Source organism: Streptomyces sp. NPDC029014, from assembly GCF_055564695.1.
In genome coordinates this window covers 1-18,501 of record NZ_JBVHVT010000038.1, presented here as the reverse complement: position 1 = coordinate 18,501, position 18,501 = coordinate 1, and the positions used below count along the sequence as shown (strand labels likewise).

At 72.3% G+C, this 18,501-nt stretch carries 20 protein-coding genes; 10 read left to right on the top strand and 10 right to left on the bottom strand.

The genetic code is table 11. The annotated features are described in order from the left end of the window. Window positions 1-33: 33 nt before the first annotated feature. Complete coding sequence (locus ACZ4VL_RS21600) at window positions 34-1,032, bottom strand: inorganic phosphate transporter (RefSeq protein ID WP_404241413.1); 999 nt, start codon at window positions 1,030-1,032, stop codon at window positions 34-36. 5 nt (window positions 1,033-1,037) lie between these two features. Further along, on the bottom strand, window positions 1,038-1,658 hold the full coding sequence (locus ACZ4VL_RS21595; RefSeq protein WP_179177074.1) for a DUF47 domain-containing protein: 621 nt from the start codon (window positions 1,656-1,658) through the stop codon (window positions 1,038-1,040). Between the two features lie 195 nt (window positions 1,659-1,853). On the opposite strand from ACZ4VL_RS21595, the gene ACZ4VL_RS21590 reads away from it, so the two are divergent. Next, window positions 1,854-2,201 (top strand): metal-sensitive transcriptional regulator, encoded by a 348-nt coding sequence (locus ACZ4VL_RS21590; protein WP_468202236.1) that lies wholly within the window; start codon window positions 1,854-1,856, stop codon window positions 2,199-2,201. 83 nt (window positions 2,202-2,284) lie between these two features. Here the strand turns inward: ACZ4VL_RS21590 and ACZ4VL_RS21585 are convergent, their stop codons facing one another. Together ACZ4VL_RS21585 and ACZ4VL_RS21580 are read right to left on the bottom strand one after the other, a co-directional pair. Beyond that, on the bottom strand, window positions 2,285-2,437 hold the full coding sequence (locus tag ACZ4VL_RS21585) for a hypothetical protein (RefSeq protein ID WP_179177070.1): 153 nt from the start codon (window positions 2,435-2,437) through the stop codon (window positions 2,285-2,287). 154 nt (window positions 2,438-2,591) lie between these two features. Further along, a complete protein-coding gene (locus ACZ4VL_RS21580; RefSeq protein WP_468202233.1) occupies window positions 2,592-3,428 on the bottom strand; it encodes an SCO4651 family lipoprotein in 837 nt (278 codons plus the stop codon). Between the two features lie 166 nt (window positions 3,429-3,594). On the opposite strand from ACZ4VL_RS21580, the gene ACZ4VL_RS21575 reads away from it, so the two are divergent. Further along, on the top strand, window positions 3,595-3,804 hold the full coding sequence (locus ACZ4VL_RS21575; protein ID WP_452939062.1) for a hypothetical protein: 210 nt from the start codon (window positions 3,595-3,597) through the stop codon (window positions 3,802-3,804). Between the two features lie 99 nt (window positions 3,805-3,903). Further along, complete coding sequence (locus tag ACZ4VL_RS21570; RefSeq protein ID WP_468202230.1) at window positions 3,904-4,176, top strand: hypothetical protein; 273 nt, start codon at window positions 3,904-3,906, stop codon at window positions 4,174-4,176. A gap of 249 nt (window positions 4,177-4,425) precedes the next feature. Here ACZ4VL_RS21570 and ACZ4VL_RS21565 read toward each other — a convergent pair whose 3' ends face one another. The 4 genes from ACZ4VL_RS21565 to ACZ4VL_RS21550 form a co-directional block, all read right to left on the bottom strand. Continuing rightward, window positions 4,426-5,130, bottom strand: a complete 705-nt coding sequence (locus tag ACZ4VL_RS21565) for a phosphatase PAP2 family protein (protein ID WP_468202227.1) — start codon at window positions 5,128-5,130, stop codon at window positions 4,426-4,428. A 204-nt stretch (window positions 5,131-5,334) separates the two neighbouring features. After that, the gene (locus ACZ4VL_RS21560; protein WP_404241418.1) at window positions 5,335-6,351 is read right to left on the bottom strand and encodes a C40 family peptidase; all 1,017 of its coding nucleotides are present in this window, start codon (window positions 6,349-6,351) and stop codon (window positions 5,335-5,337) included. Window positions 6,352-6,409: 58 nt separating this feature from the next. After that, window positions 6,410-8,053, bottom strand: a complete 1,644-nt coding sequence (locus ACZ4VL_RS21555; RefSeq protein WP_468202225.1) for a serine/threonine-protein kinase — start codon at window positions 8,051-8,053, stop codon at window positions 6,410-6,412. A 47-nt stretch (window positions 8,054-8,100) separates the two neighbouring features. Then, window positions 8,101-8,886, bottom strand: a complete 786-nt coding sequence (locus ACZ4VL_RS21550; protein WP_468202223.1) for a thioesterase family protein — start codon at window positions 8,884-8,886, stop codon at window positions 8,101-8,103. Between the two features lie 119 nt (window positions 8,887-9,005). Here ACZ4VL_RS21550 and ACZ4VL_RS21545 point away from each other — a divergent pair, with 119 nt between their 5' ends. Then, window positions 9,006-9,842, top strand: a complete 837-nt coding sequence (locus tag ACZ4VL_RS21545; protein WP_468202221.1) for a pentapeptide repeat-containing protein — start codon at window positions 9,006-9,008, stop codon at window positions 9,840-9,842. An 89-nt stretch (window positions 9,843-9,931) separates the two neighbouring features. On the opposite strand, the gene ACZ4VL_RS21540 is transcribed toward ACZ4VL_RS21545, so the two are convergent. After that, entirely contained in the window at window positions 9,932-10,375 is a 444-nt protein-coding gene (locus tag ACZ4VL_RS21540) for a YunG family protein (RefSeq protein WP_468202218.1), read from the bottom strand. 366 nt (window positions 10,376-10,741) lie between these two features. Between ACZ4VL_RS21540 and ACZ4VL_RS21535 the strand changes: the two genes are divergently transcribed. The 6 genes from ACZ4VL_RS21535 to ACZ4VL_RS21510 all read left to right on the top strand — a co-directional run bounded on the left by ACZ4VL_RS21535 (window position 10,742) and on the right by ACZ4VL_RS21510 (window position 17,786). Then, window positions 10,742-11,050 (top strand): hypothetical protein, encoded by a 309-nt coding sequence (locus ACZ4VL_RS21535; RefSeq protein ID WP_042818271.1) that lies wholly within the window; start codon window positions 10,742-10,744, stop codon window positions 11,048-11,050. 67 nt (window positions 11,051-11,117) lie between these two features. Next, window positions 11,118-11,948, top strand: coding sequence for a DUF8175 domain-containg protein (locus ACZ4VL_RS21530; RefSeq protein ID WP_468202216.1), 831 nt, complete (start codon window positions 11,118-11,120; stop codon window positions 11,946-11,948). Beyond that, window positions 11,938-13,254: a hypothetical protein gene (locus ACZ4VL_RS21525; RefSeq protein WP_468202214.1), complete on the top strand. Its 1,317-nt coding sequence runs from the start codon at window positions 11,938-11,940 to the stop codon at window positions 13,252-13,254. Before ACZ4VL_RS21530 ends, ACZ4VL_RS21525 begins: the two co-directional genes overlap by 11 nt. After that, a complete protein-coding gene (locus tag ACZ4VL_RS21520; RefSeq protein ID WP_468202212.1) occupies window positions 13,251-14,810 on the top strand; it encodes an SCO6880 family protein in 1,560 nt (519 codons plus the stop codon). The genes ACZ4VL_RS21525 and ACZ4VL_RS21520 overlap by 4 nt, the downstream gene beginning before the upstream one ends. A gap of 19 nt (window positions 14,811-14,829) precedes the next feature. Continuing rightward, the gene (locus tag ACZ4VL_RS21515; RefSeq protein ID WP_468202210.1) at window positions 14,830-16,248 is read left to right on the top strand and encodes an ATP-binding protein; all 1,419 of its coding nucleotides are present in this window, start codon (window positions 14,830-14,832) and stop codon (window positions 16,246-16,248) included. Window positions 16,249-16,250: 2 nt separating this feature from the next. Beyond that, complete coding sequence (locus tag ACZ4VL_RS21510) at window positions 16,251-17,786, top strand: P-loop NTPase family protein (protein WP_468202208.1); 1,536 nt, start codon at window positions 16,251-16,253, stop codon at window positions 17,784-17,786. Here the strand turns inward: ACZ4VL_RS21510 and ACZ4VL_RS21505 are convergent. Next, on the bottom strand, window positions 17,783-18,343 hold the full coding sequence (locus ACZ4VL_RS21505) for a GNAT family N-acetyltransferase (RefSeq protein ID WP_468202205.1): 561 nt from the start codon (window positions 18,341-18,343) through the stop codon (window positions 17,783-17,785). The two genes, ACZ4VL_RS21510 and ACZ4VL_RS21505, sit on opposite strands and share 4 nt — an antisense overlap. Between the last annotated feature and the right edge of the window lie 158 nt (window positions 18,344-18,501).

Here is an 18,501-nt window from a genome sequence, read left to right as displayed (position 1 = left end):
GCCGCGGGCCGGGGCCCGAAGGCCCCCGCACGGCTAACTGACGGCCAGGTTCACGACCCAGAAGCACGCCGCGGCAACGCCCGCCGCGGCCGGCATGGTGATGAACCAACCCATGATGATGTTCTTGGCGACGCCCCAGCGGACCGCGTTGACCCGCTTGGTCGCACCCACACCCATGATCGCCGAGGTGATCACGTGGGTGGTGGAGATCGGCGCGTGGTACAGGTACGACGCCGTGTACATGATCGAAGCGCCCGTGGTCTCCGCGGCGAAGCCCTGCGGCGGGTCCAGCTCGATGATCTTGCGGCCGAGGGTGCGCATGATGCGCCAGCCGCCCGCGTACGTACCGAGCGACAGCATCACCGCGCAGGCCACCTTCACCCACACCGGGATCGGGTCGCCGGGCTTCTCGATGTCGGCGATGACCAGCGCCATCACCACGACACCCATGGTCTTCTGGGCGTCCTGCAGACCGTGGCCGAGGGCCATGCCGGCCGCCGAGACGGTCTGCGCGACGCGGAAGCCGCGCTTGGCCTTGTGCGGGTTGGACCGGCGGAACAGCCACATGATCACGACCATGACCAGGTAGCCGACGATCAGGCCGACGATCGGGGACAGGAACATCGGGATGACGACCTTGTCCACGACGCCCGACCAGATGACCCCGATCCCGCCGGCCAGCGCCGCGCCCACCATGCCGCCGAACAGGGCGTGCGAGGAGGAGGACGGCAGGCCGAAGTACCAGGTGATCAGGTTCCAGACGATGGCCCCGACCAGCGCGGAGAACAGGATCCACATCCCGGTCTTGCCCGTGGGGGTCTCGATGAGCCCCTCGCTGACGGTCTTCGCCACGCCGCTGCCGAGGAAGGCACCGGCGAGGTTCATCACCGCGGCCATCGCGAGGGCGGCGCGCGGGGTCAGGGCCCGGGTCGAGACGGAGGTCGCGATCGCGTTCGCCGAGTCGTGGAAACCGTTGGTGTACGTGAAACCGAGCGCGACACCGATGGTCACGATCAGAGCGAAGGTGTCCACGGGGTTCAGGACTCCTTGACGGCGATGGTCTCCACCGTGTTCGCCACGTGCTCGAACGCGTCGGCGGCCTCTTCGAGGACGTCGACGATCTGCTTGAGCTTCAGCACCTCGATGGCGTCGTAGTTGCCGTTGAAGAGCTGGGCGAGCAGCTTGCGGTGGATCTGGTCGGCCTGGTTCTCGAGGCGGTTGACCTCGATCCAGTACTCGGTCAGGTTGTCCATCGTGCGCAGGTGCGGCATGGCCTCGGCCGTCAGGTCGGCCGCCCGCGCCAGGACCTCGATCTGCTGCTCGACGCCCTTGGGGAGCTCTTCGATGTTGTAGAGGACCACCAGGTCGACGGCCTCCTCCATGAAGTCCATGATGTCGTCGAGCGACGAGGCGAGGGCGTAGATGTCCTCGCGGTCGAACGGCGTGATGAAGGAGGAGTTCAGCTGGTGGAAGATCGCGTGGGTGGCGTCGTCCCCCGCGTGCTCGGCCGCACGCATCCGCTCCGCGATCTCGGCCCGGGCGGAGGGATCCGCTCCGAGCAGTTCCATCAGGAGCTTCGAGCCCGTGACGATGTTGTCCGCGGATGCGGCGAACATGTCGTAGAAGCTCGTCTCCCTGGGGGTCAGACGAAATCGCACGTGGGGTCCTCGGGGTGCATCGGATTCGGTCAGGCTGATGCTAGGCGTATACCCCGGCCACGGCTAACCGGCCATTCCACGGTGTCCTCCATCAGGCAGAGTGGGCACCGCGGACCGCTGCCCGGGCGGGCGCGGCCCGCTACCCTATACCCATTGGGGGTATATCCCCCTCGTTCCGGACCACGGGAGGACCCCATGACGGCCATCGAGGCGGAAGGCTCCGGAGCCGGCGTCGCCACCGGTACGGCCCCTGGCGCTGCGGTGCACGGGTATCACCACCGGAAGGACGAGCACCTCAAGCGGCTGCGCCGGATCGAGGGGCAGATCCGGGGCCTGCAGCGGCTCGTCGACGAGGACGTGTACTGCATCGACATACTCACCCAGGTCTCGGCGAGCACGAAGGCCCTGCAGTCCTTCGCGCTCCAGCTGCTGGAGGAGCACCTGCGGCACTGCGTGGCCGACGCGGCCCTCAAGGGCGGGGCGGAGATCGACGCCAAGGTCGAGGAGGCGACGAAGGCGATCGCGCGGCTCCTGCGGACCTGACCGGGCGGGGCGCACCCGCGGGCGTACCCCGGCGCAGGCGTACGGGCACCCGCAGGCGTACGGCGTGGGAGGAGGGGCGGCGGCTACCGGGCGAAACCCATCAGGACCTCGTCGATCCGGTCCTGGCTGAGCCGCTCCTCGTCCGCCGCGGAGGCCGCGATGATCAGCTCGCCGCACAGTTCGATCTCGGCGAGCGCCACGTGGTCCTGCACCGTCGTACCGCCAGCCGGAGTCACGCGTGTCACCTCAATCTGCCGCCATCGGACGGGGGACGTGGATCTGCGGTCTCCCAGCGTAGGGAGGGCGGGGCGGTGTGCGCATGACACGGATGGACCATTTCCGGATACCCCGCCATGACCCGATCGCGCCGGCCCGGGACCGTCCGACCGGCTAGTCGGCGATCTTCCCGGCGTAAATGTCCCTGCTTGCGGGCAATACGACGGTCACCGGCGTCCCGAACGCGTAGAGCAGTGTGGTCGAGGAGACATCGATCACGCCATCGTTGACGTAGGTGAACCGGTGCCGGACCTTCCGCAGCCGCCCCTCCTCGTCGAGGTAGGCGTCGAACGGCACGGTGTCCTTGCTGAACCCTTTCGCCGCGGCCTCCAGGGCTCCCTTGACCGCCGGCGAGGCGCTTTGCGCGGCCCGCCCGATGTCGGTGGTCCCCTGGTAGTGCCGCACCTTCTCCCCGGCCAGCTCGGTCTCGCCCACGTACCGGACGTCCTGCGCGCCGCGCAGCAGCTCGGCCGCGGCCTGCGGGTCCGTCGCACCGCCGGTGACCAGGTTCCCGTCGGCGAGGGCGGTCGTGTCCACCCGGACCCACTTGTCGGCGGGCACGCCCGCACCCCGGTTCTTCATGTACAGGGCGCCGGGCACGAGCAGCTCGGTAATGGGCCGGTGCTCCTCCTTGCCGGCGGCATCGGCCGGGAGCATGACCAGGAGCTGACCCATCCGGTTCCTGAAGTCGACGCCGCCCTCGCCGCGGATGGTGACCCGGGTGCCGCCGGTGGCCATCTCCATCGCCGTACGGGCCCGCGCACTGCCCGCCCTGGCCAGCGCGTCCGCCGCCGCGCGGACCGTGGCCGCCGGGTCGCCGGAGGGCCGGTCGTCGCCCGCGGAGGCCGGGCCGCCGCAGCCGCTCACCGCGGCGAGGGTCGCGGCCATGCCGGCGGCGAGCACCGCCCCGCCCGCCCGCCCGCGCCGCCAACCGTGCTGATGCACCACCATCGCCTGCCAACCCCCAACGCATGACCGCTGTTCGACCGAGGCCCCCACCCGTTCCGGATAACGAGGTCCGCGGTTTCCCGTCACGGCCGCCCCAGGTCTGCGCCGGGTCTGCGCCCGGGCCTCCGCCGGGCTCGGGAAGGGCTCCGGTCCCCGGTACCGTTGTGGTGTGGACCTGCATTCCGAGGCGTCACCCCTCGCCCTGCCCGACGGCGTTGAGCTGCCCCGCCCTGCGGAGGTGCTCCCCGCCGGCCACTCCACCGACACCGTCGAGCGCGGCTCGTTCTGCCTGGCCGTGTGCAGCTGCGGCTGGAAGGGACCCGCCCGCCGCTCCCGGGACCTGGCCCGCAAGGACGCCGCCCGGCACTCCGCGGGGTAGTCCGGCGGGAGCGGGGCCGTCGGCCGGCGCCGAGCCGCGGGTCGCCCGTTCGGACGCTCCCGGCTGGCCGGCCCGCCCGCGTGCGGATCCGCTGGAGGCATGCCAGGACCCGCACCCCGCCTCGCAGCCCTCCTCTGGGCCCTGCTCCTCGCGCTCACCCCCGCCGCCGCGGCCTACGCCCGGCCGGCGGCCTCGGCCCGGCCGCTGGGCAACGACCGGCCGACGGGCACCGCGGACGGTCCCGCCGACGTGGCGCTGGCCGTCGGGCTGACCGGCGCCGCGGCCTTCGCCACCGGCCTCTGGTTGCGCTCCCGCCACCGCCGTGACGGGGCGTCCGACGCCGGCGGGCGGTCCGACGGGGTCGACCCGTGACGCCGCGACCCCGGCCGACGGCGGTGCTGTTGTGCTTCGGGGTGGCGGCCCTGTGCCTGTTGGCGGCGGTCCTGATCGCCGTACGGGACGCGTACGGGCAGTCCTAGGCCTCCGGGGAGCGGCGGTCCCGCGCGGGGCCCGCCCCTCCGCCCGCCCCTCCGCCCGCCCCTCCGCCTGCCCCTCCGCCTGCCCCTCCGCCGGTCCCTTCGCACGCTTCCGCCCGTACCGCCGCCCGTGCCGCCCGTGTCGTCAGGCGGCGAGGTCCTTGTCCCGCGTGCCGGCGTCCGCCGCCTCCGCGAGGTCCACCGGGCAGGGCCGGGCGCGGTGCCCGGCCCGCACCAGGCGGCCCAGCCGCGGGGAGCGGGCCACCGCGCGTACCACCGGGGTCAGCAGTGCCATCGCGAGCGGGGCGAGGAGGAGGACGACGGCGGTGCCGAGGGCGTAGCCGCCGATGACGTCGGTCGGGTAGTGGACGCCCATGTACACGCGGCAGAGCCCGTCGGCGAGGGCCAGGCCGATCCCGATGAGGCCGAACTTGCGGCGGGCGAGGAACAGGCCGATGCCCAGCGCCATGGTGAGGGTGGCGTGGTCGCTGACGAAGGAGTAGCCGTGCAGGCCCAGCCCGGGGTCGATCACCTGTAGGCCGCTGTGCTCGTCGAAGGGGCGGGGTCGGGCGACCAGCCGGCGCAGCGGGACGTTCGCCATCAGGGCGAGGGCGGCCGCGAGGGGAGCCCACACCAGCGCGGCGAACGATTCCGCGGCCGAGGTCTCGTCCTGCCGGCGCGCGCCGCGCCAGCACCACAGCACGAGGAGCACCAGGGCCAGGGGGATGCCGTAGTCGCCGACGAGGGCGACCGCCCGGTCGACGCCCGCCGGGGCATGCCGGGCCAGTGCATTGACGTCGTACAGCAGGCCGACGTCCACGTTCGACCCATCGGTTGCGAGTGCAGCCATGACGATGCGGCACCTTGCCCTTGCTCGGTTCCCTTCGGGCGCACCCGTGTGTGCGCCCCGCGAACCCCCCCTTGTGATCCTTCCCCGTGTCCATGGAACGCCCGTTCTGTCAGCGCGGTTCCACTCTCCACCGGATGATCACGTCAACGTTATCCAAGAGTGATTCGTCGCCGCAGCCCAGGGCCACGACCTGACCGGATGTCATCAGGGCGCCTTGGCCTCGACGGTGCGGTCCGGCAGGGCCTCGGCGCCGTCCTTGGTGACGCGGGTCGCACCGAAGTAGTCGGGCGTGTCGATCTTGTCGAAGCGGATCACCGCTCCGGTGTACGGGGCGTTGATCATGTAGCCGCCGCCCACGTACAGCCCGACGTGCCGGATCTCCCGCGAGTTCGTCAGATCGTCGGAGAAGAACACCAGATCGCCCGGGAGCAACTCGTTGCGCGCGGGATGCGATCCGGCGTTGTACTGGTCGTTCGCGACGCGCGGCAGCGTGATCCCCACCGACTCGTACGCCGCCTTGGTCAGCCCCGAGCAGTCGAACCGCCCGTCCTGGTCGGGAGTTCCGTTACCGCCCCACAGGTACGGCGTGCCCAACTGCTTCTGCGCGAAGTAGATGGCCCCGGCCGCCTGCTGGGAGGGCGCGACCCTGCCGACCGGCTTCTCGAAGCTCTTCGCGAGGGTGGTGATGGCCTTCACGTACCCCTGCGTCTCGCGGTACGGGGGCACGCCCTGGTGCTGGAGCACCGCGCCCGGACCCGCGTTGTAGGCCGCGAGCATGTTGGCTACGGGGTCGCCGGGGACGCCCTTCACGTCCTTGGCGAGCGTGCAGTCGTACGAAGCCGCCGACGGGATCGCGTCGTTGGGGTCCCAGATGTCCCGGTCGCCGTCACCGTCCCCGTCGATGCCGTGCGTCGCCCACGTGCCCGGGATGAACTGGGCGATGCCGCGGGCGTCGGCCGGGCTCACGATCGTGGGGTTCCAGCCGCTCTCCGAGTACAACTGCGCCGCCAGGACGGCCGGGGAAAGGGTGGGGCACAACACCCCCCACTTCTGCACCAGCGCCTGGTACTTCGCCGGCACCGCCCCCTTGGTCAGGCCCAGCGCACGGCCGCCGCCGCCCGCGATGCCCGCGGCCGCCGAGTACGTGCCGACCACGAGGAGGGCGAGGAAGCACAGGCACACCCCGAAGCCGATCCCGCCGATCACCCAGAATCTGCGCACCCGTCAACCCTCCCCCATCGAGCAGACATTCACAGGGATTCACCAGTACGTGTCGGAATCATCCCTTTTGCGGACTGGTTTCGAAGCCGTCGCACACCACGCTCTTGTGTTGGGTATCCGAGATCGCGTGCCGGAACACCACCGTCCACCCACCCGGATCCTGCGCCAGCGGCGGCGCCGGCACCCGCTTGCCGTCCCCCTCCATCGAGAAGTCGTCCGGGTAGAGGGCGTACTTCCACTGCGTCTCGTCCCCCTCGTACAGGTCGCGCGCCCTGGTCACAAAGCCGAGCTGACGATTGGGAGTCACCGCCGTGGACCGCCCGGCCGCATCGACCTCGAGCTGCGGCTTCACCACGAGGGACACGTAGTACGGCGGGGCGTCAGCGAGGGGGAACTTCAACCGGAAGCCGATCCGGACCTGCCCCGGCTTCAGTTCCTTCAGGTAGTCGCTCTCGGCGGTCGTCACCGAGGTCTGGAAGTTCCCCAGCCCGGGCTCCTCCCCGACCGGGTTGTGGCACTGCTTCAGGATCGGGTTGTAGTCGTCCAGGTTCGGGGCCGTCTGCTTGATGAACGTGGGCGGCCCGGCCGGCGACTGCGCCGCCGCCGACGGGCCTGCGGCCCCGCCGTCCCGGCCACCGCCCCCACCGCCACCGCCACCGAGCGGCGTCAGCTGCCACAGCGCCGCACCGCCCACCACGGCCAGCACGGCCCCCGCGGCCACCCAGCCGGCCACCCGCCGCCCGCCGCGGCCCGGGGACGGCGCGGGTGGGGCCGTCCCCGCGGGCGCGGTCGGCACGTACCCGTACGGCACCGCCCCGGGACCCTGCGTCCGCATCTCGTGCAGCGGCACCGCCTCGCCCAGCGCCCCCAGCCCCACGTACACCGGATCGTCGACCAGCGGGTCCCGCACCGCGCACCGCGCCACGACCTGCGACAGCTCCGGCCGGGCCGCCGGGTCCTTCGCCACGCAGGCCTCGATCAGGGCCGCCAGCCCCGGCTCCACCCCGGCCACGTCCACCGGCTCGTGGACCGCCCGGTAGCTCACGGTCGTCGCCACGCCCGTACCGAACGGCGGCCGCCCCGTCGCCGCGTACGCCAGCGACGCCCCCAGCGCGAACACGTCGGCCGCCGGCCCCGCCTCCGCGCCCAACAGCACCTCCGGCGCCGTGTACCCCGGCGTGCCCGGAGCCTGGCCGTCCTGGGTCAGCGCCGTCTCCCCGACGCCCCGCGCGATCCCGAAGTCGATCAGCTGCGGCCCCTGCGCGCCCAGGATCACGTTCTGAGGCTTGAAGTCCCGGTGCGTCACCCCGTACGCGTGGACGCTCGCCAGCCCCTCCGCCAGCGCCGCGAACAGCCGGCGGCAGGTGTCCGCGGGCAGCGCGCCCCGCTGGGCCACCGCACGGGCCAGCGTCGGCCCGGCCACGTACTCCGTCGCCAGCCAGAAGGGGGCCGCCGCCAGCGAGGCGTCGATCAGGTTCGCCGTGTACGCCGACCGCACCGCCCGCACCGTCTCGGCCTCGCGCCGGAACCGCGCCAGCGCCTCCGGATGCCCGACGATCTCGTCCCGGATCACCTTCACGGCCACCAGACGCCCACCGGGCGAACGCGCCAGGTACACCTGTCCCATGCCGCCCGCGCCGAGCCGGGCCAGCAGCACGTGTGCCCCGATACAGGCGGGGTCGACGTCTCTCAGGGGCTCCATTGGCACGAGACTGCCACACCGACTTCCCCGCCCCGCAGGGGGGTTGACTAGGGGCGCGGCGCGACGAACAGGCTCTGCGCGCCCCTCCCCACGGGCCCCTTCTCGTCGTGCAGCACGGCGTCCGCGAGCCCGATCCCGGCCGGGTCCACACTCGTACGGGCCTGGACCGCCACCCACTCGCCGACCGCGTGGCGGTGCAGGTGCACCGTCAGATCACTGTTGACGAACAGGTACCGCTCGAAGTCCACCGCGGCGCTGATCCCGTTGCCGGAGTCCGCGGCGACGAGGATCCGGTCCAGCGGCCGCGTCCCCTCCCCGGCGATCAGCGGCACCCGCATCCGCATCCAGCAGGTGCCCGGCCCGAGCTCGGTGAACGCGCCGTCGGTGAACCGCATCTCCATCGCCGTGTGGTAGCCCCGCTCCCACGGCACCGCGAAGAACGGCGTCCGCGCCACCTCCCCCGGCGGCGGCAGCTGCGGCCCCGGCAGCACCGCCGGCACCACCCCGTCGGCCACCCGCACCCGCAGCGCCCGCGCCAGCACCACCGGCGTCGTCGACCCCGCCGGGTACAGCGCGGCCTCGACCACCTCGGTGCTGCGGCCGCTCCGCAGCTCCTTCAGGACGACCTGCACGGGCCCGATCGGCACCGGCCGCAGGATCTCGTACGTGATCCTCGCGATCCGCATGTCCGCCCGGGCGCCGGCCCGCTCCTCGATCACGCGGGCCATCAGCGCGGCCGGCGGACCGGCGTGCTGGGCGCCCGGGTCCCAGGGGCCGCGGGTGTCCTCGGTGGCCAGGAAGCGCTGCTCGTCGATCCGCTCGTAGAACGCCATACCCCGGACGCTACCCGCGGGTAACAGCGACCGCCAGGCCCCGCGCCCGAACCCGGCCGGCGTCGCGGGCCCCGGACCGCGCTGCGACCGCCCGCCCCGGGACGGGGGACAATGGGACCGTGTCCGACCGCGCCCCCACCCCCGCCGACCCCGCCGCCACCCCCGACCTGCACGCCGACTGCGCCAACTGCTTCGCGCTGTGCTGCGTCGCCCTGCCCTTCGCCAAGTCCAACGACTTCGCCGTGAACAAGGCCGCCGGGACGCCCTGCAAGAACCTCCAGCAGGACTTCCGCTGCGGCATCCACACGCAGCTGCGCAGCAAGGGCTTCCAGGGCTGCACCACCTTCGACTGCTTCGGCGCGGGACAGCAGGTCTCCCAGGTCACCTTCGGCGGCCGCGACTGGCGTACGCACCCCGGCACCGCGGACCGCATGTTCGACGTCTTCCCCGTCATGCGGCACCTGCACGAGCTGCTCTTCTACGTCACCGAGGCACTCGCCCGCCCCGCCGCCCGCCCCGTCCACCGCGCGCTCCGCCAGGTCCTCGACGAAACCTCCGGGTGGGCCGCCGCCGACGCCGAGGCCCTGACCGGGCTGGACGTCGGCGCCCTGCGCCAGCGGATCAACACCCTGCTGCTGGAGACCAGCGAACTCGTCCGCGCCAAGGCCCCCGCCCGCAAGAAGAACCACCGCGGCGCCGACCTGATGGGAGCCCGCCTGGCCGGAGCCGACCTGCGCGGCGCCAACCTGCGCGGGGCCTACCTGATCGCCGCCGACCTCAGCCGGGCCGACCTCCGGCTCGCCGACCTGATCGGCGCCGACTTCCGCGACACCGACCTGCGCGGCGCCGACCTGCGCGACGCCCTCTTCCTCACCCAGGCCCAGCTGAACGCCGCCCGCGGCGACGCCCACACCAAGATCCCGGCCGGCCTCACCCGCCCCACCCACTGGGCCTGACCGGGCAGCCCCGCAGGCCCCCAGCCCCGCAGGCCCCCAGCCCCGCAGGCCCCCAGCCCCAGCCCTGCAGGCCCCGGCCGCCGGCCCGCTCACCCCGCGGCCGGCGGCTCCAGCGGCCCGAGCCGGTCCTCGACCCGCTTCCGCAGCAGCAGGTACTCCTCCCAGCGCCTCGGCAGCCGCCCCTTCGGCCGCGGCCCCATCAGCCGCCCCTCGGTCACCACCTGCCCCCGCCGGAACTGCTCCCTCGTCAGGTCCACGGGTATCCCCCCGGGCAGCAGGTTCCAGGTGTGGTAGCCGTGCTGCTCGCCGTCAAGCCACACCTCCCCGACCAACAGCCCGCCGCCCAGTAGGTCCTGGATCACCAGCGAAGTGATGTCGCAGTGGCCCCACGCCGGGTTGTCGGCGCTCCAGGGCTCCCGCTCGACGTCGTCGGGGGAACAGGTCTCCGCGGACCAGCCGGCCCGGACCGCCGCCTCGATGTCCGCCAGCGTCCAGGGGGCGCCGTGGTTCGCGCTGCTCTGAGTAGTCGTCACCGCTCCAGCCTGCCCGGTACCACTGACAACCGTACGGCCGAAGCCGTCCCGACCCGATGGAACGACTGACGGAACGTCGGACAAACATCGGCAGTTCGGACCAACCGCCGTACGTCGCCGCGCACATGGCGACGGCGTTCATTGCCCGGCGTCACCCTCCGTGATACACAGAGTGACCCCACGACCTTCCGGGAACCCGCCGCCCCCGCCCAGGTCAGAGCGCCCGAGCGGTCCGACTCCCGGGACATCGGGCAAAGAGAGGCGTCAAGTCGACATACGACGGCGGTTTCATCAGGGAAGATAGTGCGTGACCCCTGCCGTCGGGCATGGGCTACCGGAACTACCCGTACAGGGGCGGTGAGTTACATGATCCTGGCAGCTGAAAAGGGCGACATCACCACCATCATCGGCGGAATCGCCCCGAACTGGGGACCGTTCGGCAGCCTCGGCAATGAAGCGAAGGTCATGATCGAAGTGATCATGGCCGTCGCGATCCTGCTCTGCCTCGGCATCGCCATCTGGGGCGCGGCCAAGCAGCGGATCGGCGCCACCGCCCTCCGCGACACGTTCAGCGCCGAACAGGGCAAGGGCCTGATCGTCGCCGGACTCACCGGAGTCTTCATCATCGGCTCCCTCGGCACGCTGTTCACGATCGTCTACGGAATGGCCGTATAACCGGGTCCGCCCGCCGGAACCCGTACCCGAGGACGATCCACCACACCGCGGAGGGGGCGGACAGGCAATGAGCAACGAGGACCAGTACGGCGGCGGCGGATACGGAGACGTCGGCGGCACGGGCCAGACCCGTACCCGCCTCCCGGAAACCCCCGCCGACCCGTACGGAACCCCCCGCCGCACCCCGCGGGCCTCGCGCAGCCTGGTCACGGTGGTCGGCGTGGTGGTCCTGCTGATCGCCGCCATCGCCTTCGCGAACCAGTCGGGCAGCAGCCCCGAAAGCCCGTCCGCTGAAGCCCGGCCGTCCACCGCGGCCACCCCGCCCACGGGCACCCGCCCGGTGGACGGCAAGAACGCCGGCATCCCCACCGGCTTCGCCCACGACGAACAGGGCGCCCAGTCGGCCGCATCGAACTACGCGGTCGCACTGGGTTCTGACGGCATGTTCGGCCCGGCGCGCAGACACGCGATCGTGGACGCCGTCGCGGACGAGGGCGCGCGCACCAAGCTCCAGGCCGGCTTCGACGCCGACTACTCGGCCGCCCTGCTCTCCCAGATCGGCCTGACCAAGGACGGTCTGGCCCCGGCCGGCGCCACCTTCGTCAGCCGGACCGTTCCCGTCGGCACCAAGGTCAAGAGCTTCGCGAGCGGCACCGCCTCGGTCGACGTGTGGTGCATCGGCATGTTCGGCCTGACCGGCGAGAAGTCCACCCGTCCCGTGACCAGCGGCTGGTTCACCATCTCCATGACCCTGAAATGGAACGGCTCCGACTGGAAGGTCGTCGAAACGACCCAGAAGGACGGTCCCACCCCGGTGACCGGAGACAACCCCGTGTCCACCTCCGACGACATCGGCAAGGCCGTCACCGAATTCGGAGGGTTCACCTATGCCCGCTAGCCGCACGCTCTCGCTCCGCAGCATCGGCGCCACCGCGGCGGCCGTCCAGGCCGCAGCCGTCCTCCTGGCCACCCGCGCAATGGCAGCACCGACCCCCCTGCCCTCGACGACAACGTCGCCCAGCCCTTCGCCGAGCGCCAGCAACGACCCCTGCGCCCTGATCGCAGGACCGGCACGGGACTACTGCGAGCGCGGCCAAGGCGCAGCCACCGGCGGAGCCCCCCGCACCGGCCTCGCCCCCTCCGACCCCGCCGACGCCCTCAACCCCCTCGCCTCCCTGGCCCGCGGCTGCGCCGACGCGGCCGCGTGGATCGTCACCGAGCTCAGCAAGGCCGTCAAGGGCTCCGCCAACGTCGACTTCACGAACGGCGCCTTCCTCAAGCAGTACGCCATCGTCTTCGCCGCGTCGACCGTCCTCACGCTCGTCCTGTGGCTCCTGGCCGTCGCCAAGCGCGCCGTCCGCGGCGTCCCCCTGGCCACCGCCCTCGGCGAAGCCATCGGCTTCCTCTGGCTCACCGTCCTCGCCTCCGCCTTCACCCCGCTGATCCTCTACACCGTCGTCTCCGCCACCGACGGCGTCACCGAGGTCATCGCCTCCGCGAGCGGCGGCCAGACCGACGTGTTCTTCGGCTCCTTCATCGAGGCCCTCAAGAAGGGCGACTCCATCGGCGGCGGCCCGATCATGCTGATCGTCGTCTCCCTCGTGACGGTCCTCGCCGCAGGCATCCTCTTCCTGGAGCTGTTCATCCGGGCCGCCCTCCTCTACGTGGGCGCCCTCCTCGGCGTCGTCGTCTACGCCGGCCTCGTCGACCGCAACCTGTGGGGCCACGTCCGCCGCTGGGCCGGCATCATGATCGCCGTCATCCTCGTCAAGCCGGTCATCGTCATCGTCCTCGGCCTCGCCGGGGCCCTCGCCGGCGACAAGGGCCCCAACGCCTTCTCCGCCGTCGTCTCCGGCCTCGCCATCATCCTCCTCGCGATCTTCGCCTCCGCGATGATCTACCGCTTCGTCCCCGGCTTCGGCGACGACATCGCCGCCGCCCGCGCAGGCCGCAGCAAGGCCACCGACGGCGCGCAGGCCGCCGCCGTCATCAGCTCCCCGGCCACCCTCGTGTCCCAGGGCATCAAGGCCCACAGCAGCCGCGGCGCCCACAGCCCCGGCGGCGGCGACAGCGCCCCCCGCCCGGCCAACCCCCTCTCCGGAGGCGTGGCCGCCCACAGCAGCCGCCCCACCGGCGGCGGACCCGCCACACCCGCGCCCCGTACGGGCTCCAGCACGAGGAACACAGGAGGTGACGGGCGTTGACGGCCCAGTCCCACCAGCTGCACCCGGTCGCGCCCCGCCGCACGTACCTCATCGGCCGCGCCCGGCCGAACGCGATCGTCGGCAAGAACCGCGAGAACGGCGAGATCGCCCTGATCATCGCCGGCGCGTTCCTCGGCATGATGAGCGGACTCCTCGTCCCGGACCTCACGCTGCGCATCGTCACCCTGGCCGGCTTCCCCGTGATCGCGCTCGCCGCCGTGTACGTCCCGTACCGCGGCCGCACCTTCTACCGCTGGTTCGAGATCAACCGCAGCTACAAGCGGATCCTGCGCCGCGGCACCGCCTACCGTTCCGGCGCCATGGAGGCCGGCACCCGCGCCGCCGACGGCCGCGAGGTCGAGGTCGGCCCGCCCCCGGGAATCGGCCGCATCAGCTGGCTCTCCGCCCCCTTCGGCCCCGACGAGATCGCCGTGCTCCTGCACGCCGACCGCAGGACGGTCACCGCCGCCATCGAGATCGAGGGCCCCGGCGTCGGCCTGCGCGACAGCGAGGACCAGGAAGCCCTCGTCGACCGCTTCGGCACCCTCCTCAAGCACGTCGCCAACGGCGACGGCTTCGTCACCCGCCTGCAGATGCTGGCCCGCACCCTCCCCGCCGACCCCGACGCCCACGCCAAGGACGTCGCCCAGCGCGGGGACCCGACCTCGCCCGTCTGGCTGCGCGACTCCTACGACCAGCTCCAGTCGATGGTCTCCACCTCCTCGGAGCAGCACCGCGCCTACCTCGTCGCCTGCATGCACTACACGCGCGAACTCGCCGCCGAGGCCAACACCATCGCCCGCGCCGGCTCCCGCAAGGGCCGCAAGCTGGACCGCGACACCGGCCTCGCCATCGTCATGGCCCGCGAGCTCACCGACATCTGCGCCCGCCTCGCCGAGGCCGACATCCGCGTGCGCCAGCCCCTGGGCCAGGGCCGCCTGGCCTCCCTCGTGCACTCCATGTACGACCCCGACCACCCCATCGACCACATCCAGGCCATGACCAAGCGCAACGCCTGGCCGGCCGAGCTGGACGCCGTCGAGCCCACCTACCTCCAGGCCAAGACCCGCGAGTCCTCCACCCGCGCCCCCTGGTGCCACGCCACCGCCTGGATCAAGGAATGGCCGATGACCCCGGTCGGCGTGAACTTCCTCGCGCCCCTCCTCGTCCACACCCCCGACGTCATCCGCACCGTCGCCGTCACCATGGACCTGGAGCCCACCGAGATCGCCATCGAGCGCATGCTCACCGAGAAGACCAACGACGAGGCCGACGCCTCCCGCGCCGCCAAGATGAACCGCACCGTCGACCCCCGCGACATCGCCGCCTACGGCCGCCTCGACCAAAGAGGTGAAGATCTCGCCAGCGGTGCGGCGGGAGTCAACCTGGTCGGGTACATCACCGTGTCCTCCCGTTCACCGGAAGCCCTCGCCCGCGACAAGAGGACGATCCGCGCCTCGGCCGGCAAGTCCTACCTGAAGCTGGAGTGGTGCGACCGCGAGCACCACCGCGCCTTCGTCAACACCCTGCCGTTCGCCACCGGCATCCGAAGCTAGCTGGAGGGAAAGGCCGCCCATGCGAGATCCGCTGTCCGCTCTGACGGACGCCTTCACCAGCTTCCTGTTCGGCAGGGTCGAAACCACCCGCCTGCCCGTCCGCACCTCCACCGGGCAGGCCCAGGCCGTCTACCTGCCCACCGCCGCCCCCGGACTCGGCGACTCCGGTGTGATCATCGGCCGCGAGGTCTACAGCGGCAAGGGCTACATCTACGACCCCTTCCAGCTCTACGGCCAGCAGCTCCCCGCGCCCCACTGGCTGGTCCTCGGCGAGTCCGGCAACGGCAAGTCCGCCCTGGAGAAGACCTACGTCCTGCGCCAGCTCCGGTTCCGCGACCGCCAGGTCGTCGTCCTCGACGCCCAGGGCGAGGACGGCGTCGGCGAATGGAACCTCATCGCGCAGGAGCTGGGGATAACTCCCATCCGCCTCGACCCCATCGCCGCCAACGACGACGGGATCCGCCTCAACCCCCTCGACCCGGCGATCACCACCACCGGGCAGCTCGCCCTGCTGCGCACCATCATCGAGGTGGCGTTGGGCCACGGCCTCGACGAGCGCGCCGGTTTCGCCCTCAAGGTCGCCCACGCGTACGTCGTCGACACCATCCGCGACCGCCAGCCCGTCCTCACCGACATCGTCGAGCAGCTCCGCCACCCCGAGGCCGAATCCGCCGAGGCCATGAACGTCGACATAGACGACGTACGGGCCTGGGGCCTCGACGTGGCACTCGTCCTCGACCGCCTCGTCGACGGCGACCTGCGCGGCATGTTCGACGGCCCCACCACCGTCGGCATCGACCTCGACGCCCCGCTCATCGTCTTCGACCTGTCCCACATCGACCGCAACTCGATCGCCATGCCGATCCTGATGGCGATCGTCGGCGTGTGGCTGGAGCACACCTGGATCCGCCCCGACCGCAAGAAGCGCATCTTCCTCGTCGAAGAGGCCTGGCACATCATCAACAGCCCGTTCGTGGCCCAGCTGTTCCAGCGCCTGCTGAAGTTCGGCCGCCGCCTCGGCCTGTCCTTCGTCGCCGTCGTCCACCACCTCTCCGACGTCGTCGACGGCGCCGCCGCCCGTGAGGCGGCGGCCATCCTCAAGATGGCCTCGACCCGCACCATCTACGCCCAGAAGGCCGACGAGGCCCGCGCCACCGGCCGCGTCCTCGGCCTGCCCCGCTGGGCCGTGGAGATCATCCCGACGCTCACGCCCGGCATCGCCGTCTGGGACGTCAACGGCAACGTCCAGGTCGTCAAACACCTCGTCACCGAAGCCGAACGCCCTCTGGTCTACACGGACCGCGCCATGACGGAGTCCTCCGCCCCGCCCCCGCTCCCCGACGACCTGCTCGCGGCCGAATGGGAGGCGGAACAGCGGGCCCTCCTCGCCGAACGCCACCAGGGCGGCGGACCGGGATCCGCGACCACGGTGGCCTGACCATGCACGACAGCGGCACGAGACGTCCGGCGCCCGCCGCCCCCTCCCGGGGCGGCGTCCCGGACGGCGTCCTGGTCGGCTTCCTCGCCTTCCTCCTCGGCCTGGCCGCACTCGTGTGGACCTCCACCGGCCTGGCGGCCCTGCTCGCCCACGGGTCCTGGCCGGGCACCGTCACGTTCATGCGCACCCCGAAGGCCGTCCGCGCCCTGATAACGCAGCCGCACGACGTGGCCGCCGCCTGGCCCGACACCGACCCCGCGGCCCTCTCCGGCTGGGGGCTGTACTGGGGCCTGTTCGTGGGGCAGCTGCTCGTCCTGTTCGTCCTGACCGTCTTCGTCATCGGTGTCGTCGCCCGTACGAAGTCCCGCCGCGCCCTGGCCGCCCACCCGGCCGCGGACGCCGCGGCAGCCCCGGTGCCCCGGCCTGCCCCCGAACCGCAGCCGAAGACCCCGGAGCCGGTCCCGGCGTCGTCGCCGGCAGCACCGGCACCAGCCGCGTCGGCATCGGCATCGGCATCGGCGGTCGAGCAGCCGGCCGCCGCCCCGCCCCCACCGGTGGACGACGCCCACCGCTACGACTTCGGCCACGCCCCGCCCCGCACCCCGCCCGCCTCCGGACCGGTGCCCGCACCGTCCGCGGACCGTCTGGCCTTCGGAAGCCCCGCCGAGCGCCGCCGCCTGGCCGCGGGGCGCCTGGCCACCGCGGAGGGCGCGGCCCTCGTCGTCACGTCCTCCCCGGCTCTCTGGGCGGAGACCAAGGACGCCCGCGCCAAGCTCGGCCCGGTCCTCCTCTACGACCCCACGCACCTGTGCGACACCCCGGCCCGCATGCACTGGAACCCGGCCGACGCCTGCGCCGACCGCGACTCCGCGGCGGCCCGCGCCGCCGCCCTCCTGGCCCCCGTACGTCCGCGGGCCCGCCAGGACGCGACCGTGGCCGACACCGCCGAAACCCTGCTGCGGAGTTGGCTCCAGGCGGCCGCCCTGGACGAGCGCCCCTTCAAGCAGCTCCACCGCTGGGTGCTCGGGACGGCCGTCCAGGACCCGGTCCGCATCCTGCGCACCCACCCCCAGGCGGCTCCCGGCGCGGCCGGCGAACTGGAGTCCGCCCTCACCGCGCACCCCGAACGCCGCGAAGAGGCCCTCCGGCTGACGGCCCGGGCCCTGTCCTGCCTCACGTCGGTCCACATCCGCGAGGCGTGCACCCCGAACCGAACGGATGCGCTCGCACTCGCATCGTTCGTGCAGGAGGGGGGCACCCTTTATGTGGTGGGTGAATCCTTGGAAGACCCCCGCACCCATCCGAGTGCGATGCCCCTGCTCACCGCACTCGCGTCGAGCGTGGTCGAGCACGGCCGCCGCATGGCCGCACGGTCATCCCACGGCCGGCTCGACCCACCACTCACGCTGGTCCTGGAGGACGCCGCGGCCGTCGCCCCGGTCCCCCAACTGCCCGCGCTCCTGCGGGAGGACCGGCTCCCCCTGCTCGCCCTGTGCCGCAGTCGGGAACAGGCCCGCGCCCGCTGGCCCGAGCTCTAGCCGACCGGCCGTGCGAAGACGTACTCCAGCTCCTTGGAGGTCGGATCCCCCGGCTTCGGGATGACGACGCCACTCGGCTCGAACCCGAACCGCCGGTAGAAGGCGCCGGCCCGCGCATTGCCCTCGTGCACGAAGAGCCGTACGCGCTCCAGCTCCGGCTCGTCCCGCGACCACGCCCATTCCAGTGCGGCCGTGAACAGGGCGTCGATGATCCCGGTCCCCCGCTGCTCGGCCCGCACGAACACGCCCACGACGTGCCCCTGGTCCTGCTCGACCTCCTGCTCCAGGAAATCGGTGGATCCGGCCCCCTCGACGAACAAGGTCACCGAGCCGTCCCACCGCCCGTCGGGGGCCTCGGCCACGAACTGCCGCACGCCCTGCCCTTCCGCGGCCCCGCGGGCCCGGTCCTGCCAGAACGCGTCCGGCTTCTCCGTGGCCTCGGCCGCGGTCTCCAGGAAGGCCACGGGTGCCAGGGGATCGCTCAACGCGACCAGCCGAAGCTCTTTGACCTTCTCCCATTCATCGGCACGCACGGGCCGGATCACATGCTCAGTCATGGCCCGGATCCAACCACGCACGGCCTCCTCACCGCACCCGGATAAAGGAACCCACGCACGTCGCGTAAACGCAGAAAAGCCCCGCACCGAGCCCCTAAGGGCTGGTGCGGGGCTTCCCGCAATGATTGTTCGGCGGCGTCCTACTCTCCCACAGGGTC

Coding starts and splice junctions, on each gene's coding strand:
- ACZ4VL_RS21590 (WP_468202236.1), top strand. CDS start 1,854: ATGACGGCCATCGAGGCGGAAGGCTCCGGAGCCGGCGTCGCCACCGGT.
- ACZ4VL_RS21580 (WP_468202233.1), bottom strand. CDS start 3,428: ATGGTGGTGCATCAGCACGGTTGGCGGCGCGGGCGGGCGGGCGGGGCG.
- ACZ4VL_RS21570 (WP_468202230.1), top strand. CDS start 3,904: ATGCCAGGACCCGCACCCCGCCTCGCAGCCCTCCTCTGGGCCCTGCTC.
- ACZ4VL_RS21565 (WP_468202227.1), bottom strand. CDS start 5,130: ATGGCTGCACTCGCAACCGATGGGTCGAACGTGGACGTCGGCCTGCTG.
- ACZ4VL_RS21555 (WP_468202225.1), bottom strand. CDS start 8,053: ATGGAGCCCCTGAGAGACGTCGACCCCGCCTGTATCGGGGCACACGTG.
- ACZ4VL_RS21550 (WP_468202223.1), bottom strand. CDS start 8,886: ATGGCGTTCTACGAGCGGATCGACGAGCAGCGCTTCCTGGCCACCGAG.
- ACZ4VL_RS21535 (WP_042818271.1), top strand. CDS start 10,742: ATGATCCTGGCAGCTGAAAAGGGCGACATCACCACCATCATCGGCGGA.
- ACZ4VL_RS21530 (WP_468202216.1), top strand. CDS start 11,118: ATGAGCAACGAGGACCAGTACGGCGGCGGCGGATACGGAGACGTCGGC.
- ACZ4VL_RS21525 (WP_468202214.1), top strand. CDS start 11,938: ATGCCCGCTAGCCGCACGCTCTCGCTCCGCAGCATCGGCGCCACCGCG.
- ACZ4VL_RS21515 (WP_468202210.1), top strand. CDS start 14,830: ATGCGAGATCCGCTGTCCGCTCTGACGGACGCCTTCACCAGCTTCCTG.
- ACZ4VL_RS21510 (WP_468202208.1), top strand. CDS start 16,251: ATGCACGACAGCGGCACGAGACGTCCGGCGCCCGCCGCCCCCTCCCGG.
- ACZ4VL_RS21505 (WP_468202205.1), bottom strand. CDS start 18,343: ATGACTGAGCATGTGATCCGGCCCGTGCGTGCCGATGAATGGGAGAAG.